Raw genomic sequence first — 17,862 nt, forward strand, 5'->3', positions numbered from 1 at the left:
TTATCCCTCCACACATAAAGCATAAATTGCCTCTAAATAAATACTCGTTGCGTTAATCAATTGTTTTTTAGTCATATATTCATTTTTTTGATGCATTAAATCTTCAGTATCTTCAAACATAGCACCAAATGCGACGCCTTTGTCTAGGTTTCTAGCATAAGTCCCCCCACCAATCGTGTAAGGTTCAGTCATATCGCCAGTTTGGTTTCTATATGCTTTGACAAGTTTCTCCACAAATGGATCATCTTTATCTACATAATGTGGCTTTTGAACTTTACCAAGTTCAAGGCTAAATCCAATGTCTTTAATTTCATTAGTAAACCTTTCAACAGCCTCTTCAAATTCAAATCCCTGAGGATATCTTAAGTTCACACCGTATCTTCCAGCTTCTTTATTATCGTATTTAATAATTCCTATATTAGTAGTAACGTCTCCCATTACATCTGTATGGAATTTCATACCCATTTTTTCTCCAAAATGAGAATCAAAGAGATAACGATTATTGAATTCAACAAAATCTTTTGCACTTTTATCTAAATTTAAAGAAGACAAGAATTTAAGTAGATATAATCCAGCATTGACGCCTAGTGAAGGATCCATGCCATGAACCGCTTTACCTTCAACCGTTAAGATTAAAATACCACTATCAACGGTACTTTCTCCTTGAAGCTCATTTTGTTCAACGAAATATTCAAAGTTTTGAATCACATCTGTCATATTTTCTTTAACTAAAACACGGGCTTCAGCATGATCTGGTACCATGTTATATCTTTGACCAGATTCAAAGTTTAATAATTCATAATCTGGTTCATCTACATCTTCATTTATTTGATCTTGAATTAAATCAAATGTAGTGATTCCTTTTTCACCATGTATCGCTGGGAACTCAGCATCAGGTGCAAAACCTAATGTAGGCATTTCTTCAGTTTGGAAATATCTATCTGTACATTTCCAATCAGACTCTTCATCTGTACCTATAATCATATGAATACGTTTCTTCCAATCTACGTTCATATCATTCAATATTTTCACGGCGTAATATGCAGCAATTGTAGGTCCTTTGTCATCTAGTGTACCTCTGGCAATAATTGCATCGTCTGTTACTACAGGATCAAATGGGTCAGAATCCCATCCATCACCAGCCGGAACAACGTCTACATGACATAAGATACCTAAGACATCTTCTCCTTGGCCAGCTTCTATTCGACCGGCTATATGATCTACATCATGTGTTGAAAACCCATCTCTCTCAGCTAATTCGTACATGTAGTCTAAAGCTTGTCTTGGTCCGGGTCCGACAGGTGCATCTTTAGAGGCTTTAGAATCATCTCTTACACTTTCAATAGATAATAAGCCTTTAAGATCATCAATCATTTGATTTTCATATTCTAGAACCTTTTCTTTCCACATTTGAGATCGACTTCCTTTTTATATAAGTTAAACTCCATTTTACAATATGTTACTCAGAAACTACAGTAAGATGTCAGAAAATTACTTAATTTTTTGTAATGATGATTTTCAAGTTAAATTATATCAAATTTAGGAATACTAATATAATTCATATTTGCGTTTCAAATTGAATGCTTTATATATTTTTTTAGATAAAAAAGAAGCCTATAGATGAACTTCTAGCGTTCATCTATAGGCTCTTTATTATTGTGATTTAAATTGATAAATTTTATTTATTCTTTATCTTCTAAAGCATTTTTATTATTTTTTAAATCATCTTCAGAGACAACTCTTAGATTATTAGAAGTTGTTGCGCCACCTTCGTCGTCAAACTTTCCTTCTTCTAAATCATCTGCTTTTTTGTCATCTAAATCAGTAAATTTAGATTTTTCTTCTTCAAAGAATGCTTTAGGATCATTTTTAATTCGATCAACATAATCTCTTGGATTATTTCTTACTTCTTGAATCGTTTCATTGGCTTTGTTTCCAATTTGGCTAGCAAAGTCTTTAGCGTTTGCTTTGTATGATTCAGGATTTTCTTTATATTTGTTATATTCATTTTTAAGTTTGTCACGACTGTCTTTGCGTGATAAAGCGACTGCTGCAACAGCGCCACCAATGCCTAATGCAATTCTAAATAAATTTGTACTTTTACCCATAATTGTACACCTTCTCCTTTGTCATTTTTTTAGATTTTCGAAATCTTGTTCATTTAAAAAACGATATTCACCAGAATTTAGAGTTTCATCTAATTCTAAATTGGCGATTTTAACACGTTTCAATTCTAATACCTCATTTTCGATACTATGAAACATTCGTTTTACTTGATGATATTTTCCTTCATAAATCGTAACATATGAAAGTCTATCATTTCCTTTAATAAGTTCTGCCGGTTTGACCTTACCATCAGAAAGTTCTACGCCTAATTTAAAAGCTTCTATATCTGACTGCTTAATAGGATATTTAGATATAACTTCATAAGTTTTAGATACATGTTTTTTTGGGCTCATTAATTCATGATTAAATTGTCCATCATTAGTTAATAAAAGTAATCCTTCTGTGTCTTTATCTAACCTTCCTACAGGAAAAATCCCTAAATGTGAAAATTCAGGGATTAAATCTAAAACAGTTTGATGAGCGTTATCTTCTGTAGCTGAAATATAACCTTTAGGTTTATTTAACATCATATAGACGTTATCTACATATGAAATCTCTTCACCATCAACCACTACTTTGTCTGTTTCAGGGTCAATTTGAGATTTAGGTGTTTTAATTTTTTTCTCATTAACCTCTACAAGACCTTTTTTAAGTAATTGTTTTACTTCAGTACGAGTGCCTAAACCCATATTAGCTAGAAATTTATCTATTCTCATCTTAAAAACGTCACTTTTCGTCTAATTTTTTCAGGAACGTCACCTAAAAATTCGTCAGCCAGTCTATTCTTGATTGTAATGCCACCATAAATAAGCGCACCAACAATAACACTTATAGCTATTATAATGAGGTAACCAAATCTAGTAGGATTTAGGAATAATTTAAGAATGAAGTATACAACTTCTACACCTATCATCATGATGAAGGAGTATAAGAATATTTTAGCAAATTGTATCCAACTATAGCTGAATTTGAATTTCGCATATTTTTTTAAAATATAGAAATTACAGCCAATTGCAAATAATAATGCAATTGCAGTGCTTAGTACCGCACCTGGAGTGTGTAAAAGCATAATAAGCGGATAGTTTAGTGCTAATTTGATGACTACTGAACCTAAAATAACAAAGACTGTTAATTTTTGCTTATCAATACCTTGCAACATAGAAGCAGTTACACTTAATAGTGAAATTAATATCGCTACGGGTGCATAATAAAATAGTAATCTACTTCCGTCAAAGTTAGGGTCGTGACCATGAACAATAGGATCATAACCATAGAATACAGTAAATAAAGGTTGTGCTAATGCCATAATACCTATACTAGCTGGCACTGTAATAAACATTAGGACACCAATAGATGTTCTAATTTGTCTATGCATTTCCTCTAGACGACCCTCTTCATAAGTTTTTGTGATAAATGGAATTAAACTCACCGCAAAACCAGCACTTAATGATGTTGGGATCATTACAATTTTATTTGTAGACATATTTAACATGTTAAAGAATGTATCTTGTAACTTTGGATTTACGCCAACTAAACTTAGAGCCCCATTATGTGTAAATTGATCTACTAAATTAAATAATGGGAAATTTAAACTTACAATTACAAATGGAATACTGTAAGCAATAATCTCTTTATACATGTTTCCATAAGAAACATGCATATTAGCTGTATCAGACTCAACCATTTCTTTAATATTTCTTCTACGTTTAATCCAATAATACCAAAGCGTAATAATTCCAGCTATAGCTCCGATTGCTGCTGCGAACGTGGCAATTCCATTTGCTTGTAGAACTGTACCATTAAATACATTTAAAGCTAAGTAACTACCTACTAATATGAAAATAATTCGGGCAATTTGCTCTGTTACTTCTGAAACAGCTGTTGGGCCCATAGATTTGTATCCTTGGAATATACCTCTCCATGTAGCTAAAACTGGTATAAATATAACTACAATACTGATAATTCTTATAATCCATGTAATATCAGCAACTGACCAACCAGTTTTCGCATTATTCTTACGCGATAAAGTTAACTCTGCTATGTATGGAGCTAAAAAATATAAAATTAGAAAGCCAATTACACCCGTAATACTCATTACAATGAAACTTGACTTATAAAACTTTTGACTGACCTTATAAGCACCTAACGCATTGTACTTAGCTACATATTTAGAAGCTGCTAGTGGCACCCCTGCAGTTGCTACTGCAATTGCAATATTATAAGGAGCGTAAGCATAAGTAAAAGGAGCCATATTTTCTTGCCCGCCAATCAATGAAGTGAACGGGATAATAAACAGCACACCTAATACTTTAGTAATTAAAATACTTAATGTAATTAAAAAGGTTCCTCGAACCATTTCTTTACTCTCACTCATTACCTATCTTCCTATCTTAAAATTTTATTAAAGTTTTATATCGTGTTGTTTATATCAAAACTTATTACCTTGCATTACTTAAAAATATATCACAAAATAATAAATGTTTGTCTTTTATTTTCCACTTTTTAGACATTGTAAAAATTATGTTTTAAAAAGCTAAGTATCTGTAGAAAAAAGACACGATGTTAGTATTAATTTAATGAGGTTCCAAGTTTCATATTATAATTATATTTTTACTCTTTGTCATCTCATACCTTAATTTTTATTAGATAATACTTAAATAGTCTAATACAATTGTAACAATGAATATGTGGAGGTAACTCAATGTATCAAACTATTATAATTGGCGGAGGCCCCAGCGGTTCAATGGCTGCAGTCGCCGCAAGTGAAGTAAGTGATAATGTCTTATTAATTGAAAAGAAAAAGGGTTTAGGACGAAAATTGAAAATATCAGGTGGAGGTCGTTGTAATGTTACTAATCGCCTACCCTATGCTGAAATAATCAAAAACATACCTGGTAACGGTAAATTTCTTTATAGCCCTTTCTCAGTTTTTGATAATGAATCTATTATTGAATTTTTTGAAAGCCGAGGCGTGAAATTAAAAGAAGAAGATCACGGTCGGATGTTCCCTGTATCCAATAAAGCACAGGATGTTGTAAACACTTTGATTAAACAAATTAATGAAAACAAAGTTAATGTTATGGAGGAAACTCCAGTCACAGAAATTTCTCATGATAACGGTATTTTTTATGTTACAACTCAAAAAGGTGAATTCCAAAGTAAATCTTTAATCATTGCTACTGGTGGTACATCTGTACCACAAACAGGGTCAACTGGAGACGGTTATCAATTCGCCGAATCTCTTGGCCACTCTATAACCGAACTCTTCCCTACAGAAGTTCCAATAACTTCTAGAGACGCTTTCATTAAATCAAAACGTCTTAAAGGATTAAGTTTGAAAGATGTAGAATTATCAGTTTTAAAGAAAAATGGTAAAAAAAGAATAAGCCATCAAATGGATATGATATTTACGCACTTTGGTGTAAGTGGTCCAGCTGCGCTTAGATGTAGCCAATTTGTCTATAAAGAACAAAAGAATCAAAAGAAACAGGATATTGCTATGCAATTGGACGTATTTCCAAATTTAAATCACGATCAACTCTCTCAAAAAATTAAATCCTTATTAAAGGCTGAACCAGATAAGTATATAAAAAATAGTTTGCATGGCTTAATTGAAGAACGTTACTTATTGTTTATGTTAGAACAATCCGATATTAGTGATGAAACTACATCTCATCATTTGTCTAATCAACAATTAAATCACTTTATCTCAAATTTAAAAGGATTTAGGTTTAACGTTAATGGAACACTCCCCATTGATAAAGCGTTTGTCACTGGTGGTGGTGTGTCTTTAAAAGAAATACAACCTAAAACAATGATGTCAAAAATCGTTCCAGGATTATTTTTGTGTGGAGAGGTATTAGATATACATGGTTATACTGGCGGATACAATATAACAAGTGCATTAGTGACAGGTCACGTTGCTGGATCTAATGCTGGAACTTTTAAAAATGAATCCTAATATATTTAAAACCTTCTAGGTAACGTTTTATGCTACCTAGAAGGTTTTTTGAGTAGTGAATTAAGATTTTTTATCTTTTTTATTTTTACGTGTAGATAACAATGCTAGTCCTGAAAGTAATGCTGCACCTGCTAAAGGTCCTGAATAATCTGTTTCACCAGTATCAGGCAATTCATTTATTGTATGTTGATTATTATTAGAGCCATTTACATTATCACATTTATTATTTTGTTCAGTTTGATGAGTAGATTCCATAGAGTTTAACTTATCTTCTTTAACTTTTATAGCTTCTAGTTTAGTAATTGTTTGTTTGACTACTTCATCAACAGTTTTATTATCATTAGCGTCTTCAATTTCTTTAAATGAATCATTCAAAATTTGAGAAATTAAATTTTTAGCTGCTAATTTAGCTTGATAACTAACCTTATCATTATCTTCAATATTTCGAATGATTTCATCCGCTTTGTTTTGAATGATACGTTTAGCATTAGCTTTTTTATGAGTTTGTAATTTTAATTTTTCAAATTCTACTTTAAAGTTATTCAAACTATTATCTACTTCTTCATTTGTTTCTGAGTCATTCACTTGCATATGAATACGATTGACTAAAGCTTTTAATTTGCTAATAAATGCTTGCTTCTCTTCAACTGTCGCATCACTATTTGCTTCAACAGCATGAATTTTAGCAGAAAGTTGTTGATGTAAGTATGATTTCGCATCAGATTTCTTATGTGCATTTATTTGAATTAAATCTAATTTAGCTAAACCGTCGTGAAGTGATTTTGATACATCAGCATTAGCCTCAGAATCTTGTATAGCAAGATTAATAGTATTAACTGTCTCAGCAAGTTTATTTAATACTTCTTGTTTTTCTTCAACAGTTGCATCCTCAAATTTCTCAAACTCATTTTTCTTCTTATTAGCTACATCTTGAATTTGCGCTTTTGCTTGAGGTTTAACTTCAGTTGTAACTTTCACCGCTTCAATTTTTGGTAAAGCAAGTGCTTTGGCTTTATCAACTTCTTCATTAGTATGAGCAGATAATATAGATTCATCTGCCTCATTTATCAATTCATCTAAAGTTTTTAAAGCTGCATTTTTCTCTTCAGTAGTAGCATCTTTATTAGAATTAATTGTAGTTTTTATTTCCTCAGCTTTCTGTTGTACTTCTAACTTAGCTTGAGGTTTCTTACTAATTAGAGAAAGTATAGATTCTATATCTTTAATACTTTGATTTTTAACTGCTTCGACCTCATCATTCGTTTTAGCATCATCAATTTTAGCAGCATATTCACTAGACGCTTCTACGAGTTTATCTATAGCTACCGCTTTCTCTTCGTCTGTAGCATCATTATTTTCACTAATAAACGCTTTTTGAGCGTCTAATTTAGCTAAAATTTGTTTCAAAGCTGCAGGTTTAATGCTATTAGTTGGTTCAATATTTAAAATTTTATTAATAATATCATTTTTAATATCTTCAACTTGTTGGTTTTTAGTCGCAGCATCTAATCGTACTTCACTCTGTTTAATTAAATCATCTACTAAAAGTATAGCCGCATCTTTTTCTTCTTTAGTCACTTCAGAGTTGTTGTTTATTTTAGATTTTTGATTATTAGCTTGTTGTTGGATTTCATCTAAAGCAAATGGTTTTACTTGAACTTCCGGATTGATAACAGAAAGTAAAGAAATTGCATCTGTTTTAGCGACCATAACTTCACTATCTGCTTTAGCTTCACGGATTTTATTTTGGGCATCATTAACAATAGCATGAACTTTATCTAATGCATTCTGTTTTTACTCATCCGTAGCATTAGGTGTATTGTTAATTGATAATTTAATTTCATCTGCTTTTGTATTTATAGCTTTTCTAGCAGTTGGTTTTTGAATTACATTAATAACAATATTGTTTAAATCATTTAAACCAAATACCTTTTCTTGAGCCACTTGTACATCTCTAGTATCCTTATCGATTGCACCTAAGACCGCACTTAATTGATTTTTCACATGGTTGATAGCATCATCACGTTCTTCTGTAGTAACATCAGGTGTATTTTCAAATGTTTTAATTAATTGATTAGCTAAATTGTTAAGTATAGTTCTAGCATTAGATTTACTTACAACTTCAGGGAAAATTGTTTTAATTTGCTCTGATATGTTGTTATAAATGTCATCTACACCAGCATTATCACTTGCTAAACCGATTTCTTTTTTCGTAGCATGTAATAATTGTTCAACTTTATCTATAGCATTTTGTTTCTCATCTTCTGTTGCATCAGGAACTGCATTAATAATAGCTTCTTGAGCATCAACAATATCATAAAGTTTTAGAATTGCATTTCGCTTCTTATGATACTCTGGTTCAAATTGTTTAATCGTATTTATAACATTATCTTTTGCTTCAGTTACTTGTGAATTTGTTTGGGCTTTATTAATTAATTCTATAGCTTTTTGAGCTTCTTCATTTACGAATTGTGATGCTTTATCTTTCTCTTCTTGTGTAGCACTGAAAGCTTGACTTATTCGGTCGATTTTTTCTTGTTTAGCATTATTAATTGCGTCAATTGCATTTTGTTTAACACCTATTACTGGTTCAAAAGTATTAATACTGTTAGTACCGTTCTCTTTAGCTTGATCTACTTGAGCATTAGTTTGTGCTTGATTTATATTAGTTTTAGCTTCTTGAACAAATTGATCTAAATGATTTAACGCTTGCTGTAATTCGTCCGTAGTTGCATTAGGTAATTGATTAACCTCGTTTTGTTTTCTTTTAAGTGCTTTATCAAGCTCAACCCTAGCAGCTGGTTTTTTAATGATAATAGGTTGAATATCTTTAATAGATTCTATGCCCTTATTCTTTTCTACGTTTACTTGATCTGTATCTTGTGCTAAACCAATTGAATTATTTGTTCGATCAGTAACCTGTTGAAGCTGTTGGGAAGCCACTTCTTTCTCTTCTGTAGTAGCTTCAGTATTATTAACAATTTCATTTTGTTTTTCATTACTTTTAGCAACAACATCTGCTTTAGCTCTATCCTTAACATCAGTAGATGGTTGTATATTAGCTATAGCTTTTGAATCTTCAGATATTATATTTTGAACATCTTGATTTGTATCAGCGTGTTTTAATCTATAGTTAGATGAATTTAATTCTTGTTCAACTAATTCTTTTGCTTCCAATTTTTCTTCTGTTGTGGCATTGCGATTACTGTCAATTAAGGCGTTTTGTTCATCTGCTTTCGCTTTTAATGCTTTTCTGGCATTTGCTCTTACTTCAGTAGATGGTTGTATTAATGCAATTTTTTGTATACTTGAATTTTTAGCATTGTCAACTTCATCATTAGTTTGGGCATTTTTAATGTTAGCCTTACCTTCTTCATAAGCTTGATTAATTTTATTTAGTGCATCATTTCTCTCTTCTAAAGTCGCTTCTTTATTTTTGTCAACTTCACTATTTTGTGCATTAACTTTTGCACCAATTTCATCTATTGCTGAACGTTTCTTTCTCGCTTGAGGTGTAATAGCTTCTATTTTAGGTCTAGAATTATTTAAGATTCCGTCAACTTCACTATTATGACTTGCATTGTTAATTTGTGTAGTTGAAGTATTTAATTCATTATTGAGTCTCTCAATAGCTTCGTCTTTCTCATCCTTAGTAGCTTCAGTGTTGCTATTAATCACTTGTTTTTGATTCTCACCTAATTGTGAAAGTTGTTCTTTCACATTTTGTTTTTTAACAACTTCAGTTTGAACAGCTTTCATATCTTGAATTGCTTTTGCTTTAATTTGGTTAACTTCATCTGTTGTATTAGCTTTGCCTATGTTAGCATTTGCTTTTTCTTGGATACTATCTACTTTATTATTTGCTTCTTCCATTTCTTCAGCAGTTGCATTAGGTGTTTGATCAATTAAATCATTTTTATTTTTAGCTTCTGTTGAAAGAGCCTGAATCGCATTTGCTTTTACCGATGTATCAGGATTTATTCCTGTGATTACAATAGTTCCGCTATTTTTTGCATCTTGAACTAACTGCGTTGTCGTAGCATTAGTAATATTATTTAATGCCTCATTTTTAGCTATGTTGACTTTATTAATAGCTACTGCTTTTTCTTCAAATGTTGAATTATTATTATCATTTATTTTGTTTATTTGATTTTGAGTAGTTTGTTCAATGCCTTGTTTAGCTGCTTGTTTCACAGTTGTTTCTGGCACTATTTTTCCTATTTCTGCAACACCAGTATTTTCAGCTGCTTGAACTTCGTCATTTGTAGAAGCTTGATTAATATTTTGAAGTGCACTAGTTTTCGCAGTTTCTAATTTCGTTAAAGCTGCCTGTTTCTCTTCTGAAGTAGCTTCTTGATTATTATTAATAAGTTTTGTTTGTTCTGTTACTTTATTATTGATTACATCATTTGATGCAGGCTTTTTAACAATATTAGGCTGAATATTTTCAATACTTGCCAAGTATTGTGTTTTGGCATCATTAACATTTTGATTTGCTGAGGCTGAATCAATTGCATTATTTGCCTTCGTTTCTTCCTGTTTTAGTTGATTAAGTGCTTCATCTTTTTCCTCTGTTGTAGCCTGACGATTAATATTAATTTGTTCTCTTTTATTATTTATAGCATTTGCTACATCAGCTTTTGCAGTTGTTTTAGTTACTGTTGATACCTCAATTTGTTGGAGACTTTGTTTACCTGCTTCAAGCTTTTCATCCACTACAGCATTCGTTTGAGCATTACTAATTTCTGCTTTAGCTTTAGTTAAAGCTACTTCAATAGATTGCGTTGCCGTATTTTTTTCTTCAGTAGTAGCTTGAGAATTATTTCTTATGTCAGCTTTTTTACTTTCTGCCTGAGCAATTAAACTATTGATAGCATCTTGTCTCTTATGAGGTTGGGCATTGATAGCACTTATTGCTGTGATTGCTTTAGATTTTACATTATCTACTTGAGCATTTGTATCCGCATTGTTAACATTTTGTATTTCTTCAGCTAATTTAGCATCTACTTGTGCTTGTGCTGCATTTTTTTCATCATCAGTCGCGTTGTTATTAGCTAAGATTAACTGTTTTTGTTCATTAGCTTTTTGTTTTAATTCATTAATAGCAGATTGTTTCTTGTTTACTTTTGCATGAATATCATTAATAGAGTTAATTCCATCACCTTTGGCACGTTTAACTTCCTCAGTAGAATGCGCTTGATTGATGTTTTGATTAGCCTGAGCCAATGAAGTATTAACTTCTGTGATAGCATCTTGTTTCTCTTCTTGAGTTGCATTAGGCGTGTTAGTAATTTGAGCGATCTGATCATCAGCTTTATTTTGTAATTCTTGTTTAGCGTTAGACTTAACAGTTGTAGCTGGGTGAATTTCTGCAATTTTTTGTATGCCCTTAGTTTTTTCATTATTAACATCAATAGTTGTATGGTCACTATTTATATTATTTTTAGCTTCAGTTTTAGCTTGTTCAACTAGCTCTCTTGCTTTAGCTTTCTCTTCGTCTGTTGCATCATTATTACCATTAATAATTGTATCCTGCTGTTGAGCTTTTTGATCAAGAGCTGTTTTAGCATCAGTTTTGGTAGTAGTCGCTGGGTGAATTAAACTCATCTCATCCATACCTGTGTTTTTAGCATTATCTACTTGAGCATTTGTTTGTGCTTGATTAATACTACTAATTGTTTTTATTTTGCTTGCTTCTAGAAGATTCTTTGCGACCTCTTTTTCTTCATCTGTTGCATCGTTGTTATTCGTAATTAAGTCATTTTGTGATTTAACTTTCTCTTGAACAGCATAAATAGCCTCTGCTTTTTTAGTTGGATGAGCATGAATAGTTTCTAATTCATGTATTCCATTTTCTTTATTTTGATCTACTTGTGCATCCTTAGTTGCTTGACTAATTAGATTTTTACTTTCATCTTTTTTTTCAATTAAACGTTGTATAGCTTCATTTTTCTCATCTGTTGTTGCATCAGGTGTAGAATTGATAGCTTGTTTAAGTTGCTCAAACTTAGCATCAATTTCCCTATTTGCGGTTGGTTTCTTTGTTACATTAGGGATAATAGTGTTTATTGTATCAATAGTAGTAGTTTTTGCATCAATTACTTGTTGATTTGTTTGAGCTTGATCAATATTTTGATTACCTGTATTTTCTTCTGTTTTTACTCTATTTTTAGCTTCTTGCTTTTCTTCATCAGTTGCATTAGTCGTATTATCAATTACTCTATTTTGTTCAGTTACTTTGGTTTCTATATCTTTTTTAGCGGTAAGTTTTTGTTGTGCATTAGGTTCAATATTATTTATTGCACTTATGCCATTTGTCTTAGCCTGAGCAACGCCTTCGTTATCCGTTGCAGTTTGAATATTATTTTTTGCTTCATTAGCTTTTTGGTTTGCTAATTGAACAGCTGTATCTTTTTCTTCTGTTGTAGCAGTTTGATGCTGGTTAATATTTTCTATTTGTTCACTTAATTTACGATCAATATCACTCTTAGCATTTGTCTTAGTAGATGTTGACGATTGAATTAAATTAATATTATTAATACCCTCATTTTTAGCACTAGTTACGGCTTGATTCATTGTTGCACTATTAATATTGTCTAGTGCTTCTTGTTTAGCATTATTTATTCTGCCTATCGCTTCTACTTTCTCTTCCTCTGTTGAGTTATTGTTATTATTGATAACATCAGTTTGTTCATTAGCTTTTTGTTTAACTGCATCTCTAGCGGTTTCTTTCTCTATTGCTTGAGCTGTGATTTGCTCTATTGCAGTCATTGCATTTGCCTTAACACTATTAACTCCTTGAGATGTATGTTCTGTATTAATTTGTTGTTGAACTTTGGCTAGTTCACTATTAACTTTTGCAATAGCAGTTGCTTTTTCTTCATCAGTTGCATCTGGTGTCGCTTTGATTAAACCAATTTGCTCGTTTACTTTATTTTGAACAGCCTTTCTAGCTTCTGACTTAATTGTAGTAGTTGGGCTAATTTCATTAATTTTATTAAGACCGTTATCTTTTGCTTCTTTAACTTGTTCATTTGACTTTGCTATTTGAATGTTACTATTAGCTTCAGCTTTTGCTTCTTCTACTTTTGAATTAGCTTCTGCTTTTTCTTCGTCAGTAGCATCAGGTGAAGTTTGGTTTTTAGCTATGATAGACTCTGCTTTTTTAGCAATTTCATTTTTAGCATTAGTTTTTACAGTCGTAGCAGGAGTAATTGAATTTATCGTTTGAGTTCCATTAGCCACTGCGCTATCTACTTGAGCGTCTGTATCTGCGTTGTCAATATTATTATTGATATTAGTAATTGCTGCATTTACTAAATTCTTTGCATCATCTTTTTCTTCAGTAGTAGCGTTATTATTTAAGTCAATTTCATTATTATGATTTTGAGCGACATGATTAATACTTTCTTTTGCTTGAGGTTTTTTATTAACTGTAGTGTTAATACCATCTAAAGTTTGAATTCCATTAGTTTGTGCTTGGTCAACATTATCATTTGATTGTGAATTACTTATTGTTTGTAATACAGCATCTTTAGCTTGCGTTAATTTTGTTAATGCTTCATTTTTCTCTTCTTGAGTAGCATTAGGGGTTTGATTGATTTGATCTTGTTTTGTTTTAAATTTCTCATTTATTTTTGCACGTGCTTGTTGTTTTTTATTAAAGACAGGATGAATATTTCCAATATTACTCAATCCAGCATTTTTAGCTTTTTCAACCTCTGTATTAGTTTGAGCTTGTGAAATACCACTGTCAGCCTCAACTTTAGCTTGATTTACACTTTCTATAGCACTTTGTTTTTCTTCAGTAGTACCTTCATTATCATTCGTTATTTCTCTTTGTTTGTCATTCACTTTAGATGCGATTTCTTCTTTAGCTTGTGGTTTCTTCAGAACATCTACATTGATGTTATCGATTGTTTGTGTAGCATTTGTCTTAGCATTATCAACGTCATTATTTGATGTTGAACGATTAATTTGTTGTATACCATCATTAAGTGCCTGATCAACCTTGGTATTAGCAGCGTTTTTCTCTTCATCAGTTGCATCTGGTGTTTGGTTAAGTGTAGCTTTTCTTTCTTGTGCCTTTTGACTTAATTCCAAAATTGCTTGATCTTTTTTAACCGCATTAGGTTGATCTAGATTGATAGTGTTTATACCATCTTGTTGTACATTTTTAACATCTGAATTTGAATGAGCATTAGTAACATTGTTCAAAGCTTCTTGCTTATGTGCATATACATTATTAATTGCTGTCTCTTTTTCTTCATTAGTTGCTTTGTTATTAGCATTGATTTGTTGAATTTGAGAAGTTACTTTATTTTCAACTGCTTCTCGTGCAATTCTCTTAACTGTAGTGTTAGGATTGGCTAAATTAATAGCATTCTGACCACTTGTTTTTGCTTGGTCAACCTCATTATTAGTAGATGCAGAATTAATGTTTTGAGTAGCTTGAGCTAATTCTCTTTCCACTTTACTTTCAGCTTCCGTTTTTTCTTCGGTTGTAGCTTCATTATTTCTTTGAATGTTCTGTTTTTGTTGCTGCGCTACCGTGTTTAATTCATTAATAGCTTGCTTTCTTTTAACAGGGTTAACACTTAATTGATTAATTGTATTTATTGCAGCATCTTTAGCGTTAGTAACATCATTATTTGTATTAGCATTTTGAATATTTTGCAAAGCTTGTGTTTTTGCTTGGTTTACATTGTTTAAAGCAATATTTCTCTCGTCTTGAGTGGCTTGAGTGTTTTGATTAATTTCAGTGATTTTATCTTGAGCTTTTTGATTGATTATTCTTCTAGCTTCGGCTTTTTGTTGAGGGTTTGGAATGTCCGAAGAAATGTTATTAATACCCTCATCTCTCGCTGCATTAACAGTACTCTCTGTTTCAGCCTCACCAATTTTTTGTAGTGATTCCGAAGAATGATTATCAACTTTTTGAATTGCGACATTTTTCTCTTCATGCGTTGCCTCATTATTTTGGTTAATTAACGCTTTTTGATCAGTAACTTTATTATTAATGGCTTCACGCGCTTTAGGTTTTATTACTGGTTGAGGAGTGTCTGCAGCCAAGGTAGTTAGTCCAGTATTTTTAACTTGCTCGACACCTTCATCAGTTGTTTGATCATCAATTTTACTGAGGATTTCATTCTTATCATTATCTATTCTCTCCGTTAGAGCTTCTTTTTCTTCAGTAGTTAATTCATTGTTAGCTTCCGCTTCATCACTCATATCTTGTGCTTTATTATTAATTTCTTGAGCTGCGTCCACCCTATTAATTAATGTATTCTGTAATTGATGTAACAAACTATCGATTTCAGCTTGGGAAACTCTCTCATTAATTGGTTTATTATTAGCTTCTTCTTCAAGTATCGTTTGTGCTTGTGCTTTTAAGTTTTTATAAGCGTTAAAAGAGGCTAAAGTATAATTTGAAGGTATAACTTCTTTATTCACTTGTTCTTCTAAATCGTCTTTATTCATTTTTACATCAATTGTAAATGGTGTTTGTTGCGCAGTTACAGTATTATCATTAGTATTTAAGTAATATTGAGCATAAGTTTTATATGTTATTGATTGATTAACTGTAACTTGTCTAGGCGTTGGAATATTAACAGGTCTTAATTTATATTTAATATTTAAAATTTTATTAGGTAAAAATTTAGCATCTTCTTGATTACTACTAGACTTATTCACACCATTACTTGTGAAAGTCAGTGTATTAGTTTGTCGATTGTAATTTACACTTAAAGGTTTAATTGTAGTATTTGGCATATTTCCATTAACGAACGTAGCTACAGTAGAATCATCAATATACTCAAAGTTTTCTGGTAATTTAACCGTATAAATTAATTTATTAGTATCTAACGCAGCAGCGAAATTACCATCATTCTCTATTCTAGTACTCACTTCAAATTGTTTATTATTCTTCACAGCATCATTATTTTCCTTAGGGAGCACCTTCAAATGAGATCCTGTAGCGATATCAATGGAATCTATAAGTGAGTAATATTTATATCCATCCTTTAATAGAGCCACTCGGCGAGTGTCAGTCATAATATCATTATTTGGTAAAAATTGAACTTTAACTCTATTAACATTATCTGGAATTTTAACTAATCTCCAAATCCCACCATCTTGAACATCTTGTTTCACAATTTGCTTATCATTATCTGCATTTTTAACTATTAAATATGTTCCACCTTTACCATTATTGGCAGGCATTGTATTAAATCCAAACATTAATTCTGAATTTGGATTAACAGTGAAATCTTTTTCAACTCCATTGAAACCTCCATGATCATTAACATCTGTCCCTCTTGATCTACCTAGAACCAATACATTACCACTTGCTTGATAGTTTCTAGGATCGCCACTATGAAATACATTGGTACGCTCAAGTTCACTATTAACTAACCCTACACTACCACCATTGATCATTTTGAAACCTTTTAATTCATTTAGGACTTTTACTTCAGGTTTATGTCTGTTATTGCTAGTAGTAATGCCTAAATCATCAAACGTTAACGTTGTTTTTATACTGTTTGTTCCCGTATTACTTAAATTAGGATCATTAATTGTCGTAGCCGTGTTTGCGTTGTTGCTATCTCCAGCTGGTAAATCTCTTCGGCTTCTTTTTTTAGGTAAATTACTTTCTTCTCTTACTACCTTTGTATCGTGTGTAATTGGATTTGACGTATTTTTAGCATCTTTAGATGACTTATCATTAGTCTTAGCTTCTAAATGGTGTTGAGTTGTGTTATCAACATGTATAGCGTTCTCATCGATAGTAGAATTCGTATTAGTTGCTAAAGTATTAGTTTCATTTTCTAATTCATTTGATTCATTATTAGTTAGAGATTGTGTTTGATCTAGTGTATTGCCTGTAATTTGTGAGTTATTCAAATTATCAGATTGTTCTAAATGAGTTGTACTTGGTTTATTATCACCTTGAATAACATCGTTGTTTAATTGTGCGCTTGATTCTTCAGTTGACACATTTTGTCCAGAGCCATTTTGCACTGTTCCTTCAGAACTTTCGGGTTGAGTTGAGTCTAGTTCTGATGCAGAGGCTTGTGATGGATGCGCTAAAAATGTAACAGTCGCAATGAGTGCCGAAAAAATTCCAATGTTAAATTTTCTAATACTAAATTTCTGTTTTCTAAATAGATTCATTAAGTTGTTCCTCCTAGATGTTGATTCTTTGATGTTAGTTTAATGTGAATAATTATTTTCATGATGTTTAGAACTTTTTAAAAATCTGACTGCTGGTTTATTGAACACAATCTTTTTAGTCTGTTTAATTTTATCATCTATAATATTTAAAATCTACTATTGTATAAAATTATTTTAACTCAATTGAAATTTATTAATAATATTTTGTTTCCTAACACATAACATATTGCAAAAATCTTTTTTTGTACAAAAAAACACTAGCCCTTGTCGGACTAGTGTGATAAAAACATTTACTTAAGATGAGTTTAAATACTGTCGATAACAGTACCTTCATCTCCCCATTCATTCATGCCACCTTCAACATTAACAGCATGAATACCTTTATCTTCAAGATATTCAACGACTTTAGCACTTCTTGCTCCAGCAGCACAGATAATATAATATGTTTCGTCTTTATTAAACTCATTTAAGTTATCAGGAATTTGATCCATTGGAATCGTTTTAGCTCCAGGAATAACACCCATAGCTGTTTCTTCATCATTTCTAACATCTACGATATTAACTGGATTAGAATCCAACACTTTTTTCTTTAGTTCATCTACTGTAATTGATTCCATTAATAA

8 protein-coding genes are annotated in these 17,862 nt (G+C 31.5%); 1 reads left to right on the forward strand and 7 read right to left on the reverse strand.

What is annotated here, in order from left to right; all coding sequences use genetic code 11:
• The 4 genes from pepV to AC3WQX_RS05875 all read right to left on the reverse strand — a co-directional run bounded on the left by pepV (nt 1) and on the right by AC3WQX_RS05875 (nt 4,480).
• Nucleotides 1-1,410 (reverse strand): dipeptidase PepV, encoded by a 1,410-nt coding sequence (gene pepV, locus AC3WQX_RS05860; protein WP_030058677.1) that lies wholly within the window; start codon nt 1,408-1,410, stop codon nt 1-3.
• A gap of 272 nt (nt 1,411-1,682) precedes the next feature.
• Nucleotides 1,683-2,108 (reverse strand): YtxH domain-containing protein, encoded by a 426-nt coding sequence (locus AC3WQX_RS05865; protein ID WP_002434662.1) that lies wholly within the window; start codon nt 2,106-2,108, stop codon nt 1,683-1,685.
• Nucleotides 2,109-2,129: 21 nt separating this feature from the next.
• Complete coding sequence (locus AC3WQX_RS05870; protein WP_023350081.1) at nt 2,130-2,822, reverse strand: pseudouridine synthase; 693 nt, start codon at nt 2,820-2,822, stop codon at nt 2,130-2,132.
• Entirely contained in the window at nt 2,819-4,480 is a 1,662-nt protein-coding gene (locus AC3WQX_RS05875) for a putative polysaccharide biosynthesis protein (protein WP_023350080.1), read from the reverse strand. Before AC3WQX_RS05875 ends, AC3WQX_RS05870 begins: the two co-directional genes overlap by 4 nt.
• A 327-nt stretch (nt 4,481-4,807) precedes the next feature.
• Here AC3WQX_RS05875 and AC3WQX_RS05880 point away from each other — a divergent pair, with 327 nt between their 5' ends.
• The gene (locus AC3WQX_RS05880) at nt 4,808-6,067 is read left to right on the forward strand and encodes a BaiN/RdsA family NAD(P)/FAD-dependent oxidoreductase (protein ID WP_023350079.1); all 1,260 of its coding nucleotides are present in this window, start codon (nt 4,808-4,810) and stop codon (nt 6,065-6,067) included.
• 60 nt (nt 6,068-6,127) lie between these two features.
• Here the strand turns inward: AC3WQX_RS05880 and AC3WQX_RS05885 are convergent, their stop codons facing one another.
• The 3 genes from AC3WQX_RS05885 to AC3WQX_RS05895 all read right to left on the reverse strand — a co-directional run bounded on the left by AC3WQX_RS05885 (nt 6,128) and on the right by AC3WQX_RS05895 (nt 17,856).
• Nucleotides 6,128-7,777, reverse strand: coding sequence for a DUF1542 domain-containing protein (locus AC3WQX_RS05885; RefSeq protein WP_492739910.1), 1,650 nt, complete (start codon nt 7,775-7,777; stop codon nt 6,128-6,130).
• 84 nt (nt 7,778-7,861) lie between these two features.
• Nucleotides 7,862-17,239, reverse strand: coding sequence for a SasC/FmtB family protein (locus AC3WQX_RS05890; RefSeq protein WP_492739911.1), 9,378 nt, complete (start codon nt 17,237-17,239; stop codon nt 7,862-7,864).
• A gap of 305 nt (nt 17,240-17,544) precedes the next feature.
• Nucleotides 17,545-17,856 carry a rhodanese-like domain-containing protein gene (locus AC3WQX_RS05895; protein ID WP_002434691.1) on the reverse strand — a complete coding sequence of 104 codons (312 nt, stop codon included), beginning with the start codon at nt 17,854-17,856 and terminating at the stop codon, nt 17,545-17,547.
• Nucleotides 17,857-17,862 lie beyond the last annotated feature (6 nt).

Source organism: Staphylococcus sp. FW104-15G4D (genome assembly GCF_058790135.1).

Coding starts and splice junctions, on each gene's coding strand:
- AC3WQX_RS05875 (WP_023350080.1), bottom strand. CDS start 4,480: ATGAGTGAGAGTAAAGAAATGGTTCGAGGAACCTTTTTAATTACATTA.
- AC3WQX_RS05870 (WP_023350081.1), bottom strand. CDS start 2,822: ATGAGAATAGATAAATTTCTAGCTAATATGGGTTTAGGCACTCGTACT.
- AC3WQX_RS05890 (WP_492739911.1), bottom strand. CDS start 17,239: ATGAATCTATTTAGAAAACAGAAATTTAGTATTAGAAAATTTAACATT.
- AC3WQX_RS05880 (WP_023350079.1), top strand. CDS start 4,808: ATGTATCAAACTATTATAATTGGCGGAGGCCCCAGCGGTTCAATGGCT.
- AC3WQX_RS05895 (WP_002434691.1), bottom strand. CDS start 17,856: ATGGAATCAATTACAGTAGATGAACTAAAGAAAAAAGTGTTGGATTCT.
- AC3WQX_RS05885 (WP_492739910.1), bottom strand. CDS start 7,777: ATGGTCGCTAAAACAGATGCAATTTCTTTACTTTCTGTTATCAATCCG.
- AC3WQX_RS05865 (WP_002434662.1), bottom strand. CDS start 2,108: ATGGGTAAAAGTACAAATTTATTTAGAATTGCATTAGGCATTGGTGGC.
- pepV (WP_030058677.1), bottom strand. CDS start 1,410: ATGTGGAAAGAAAAGGTTCTAGAATATGAAAATCAAATGATTGATGAT.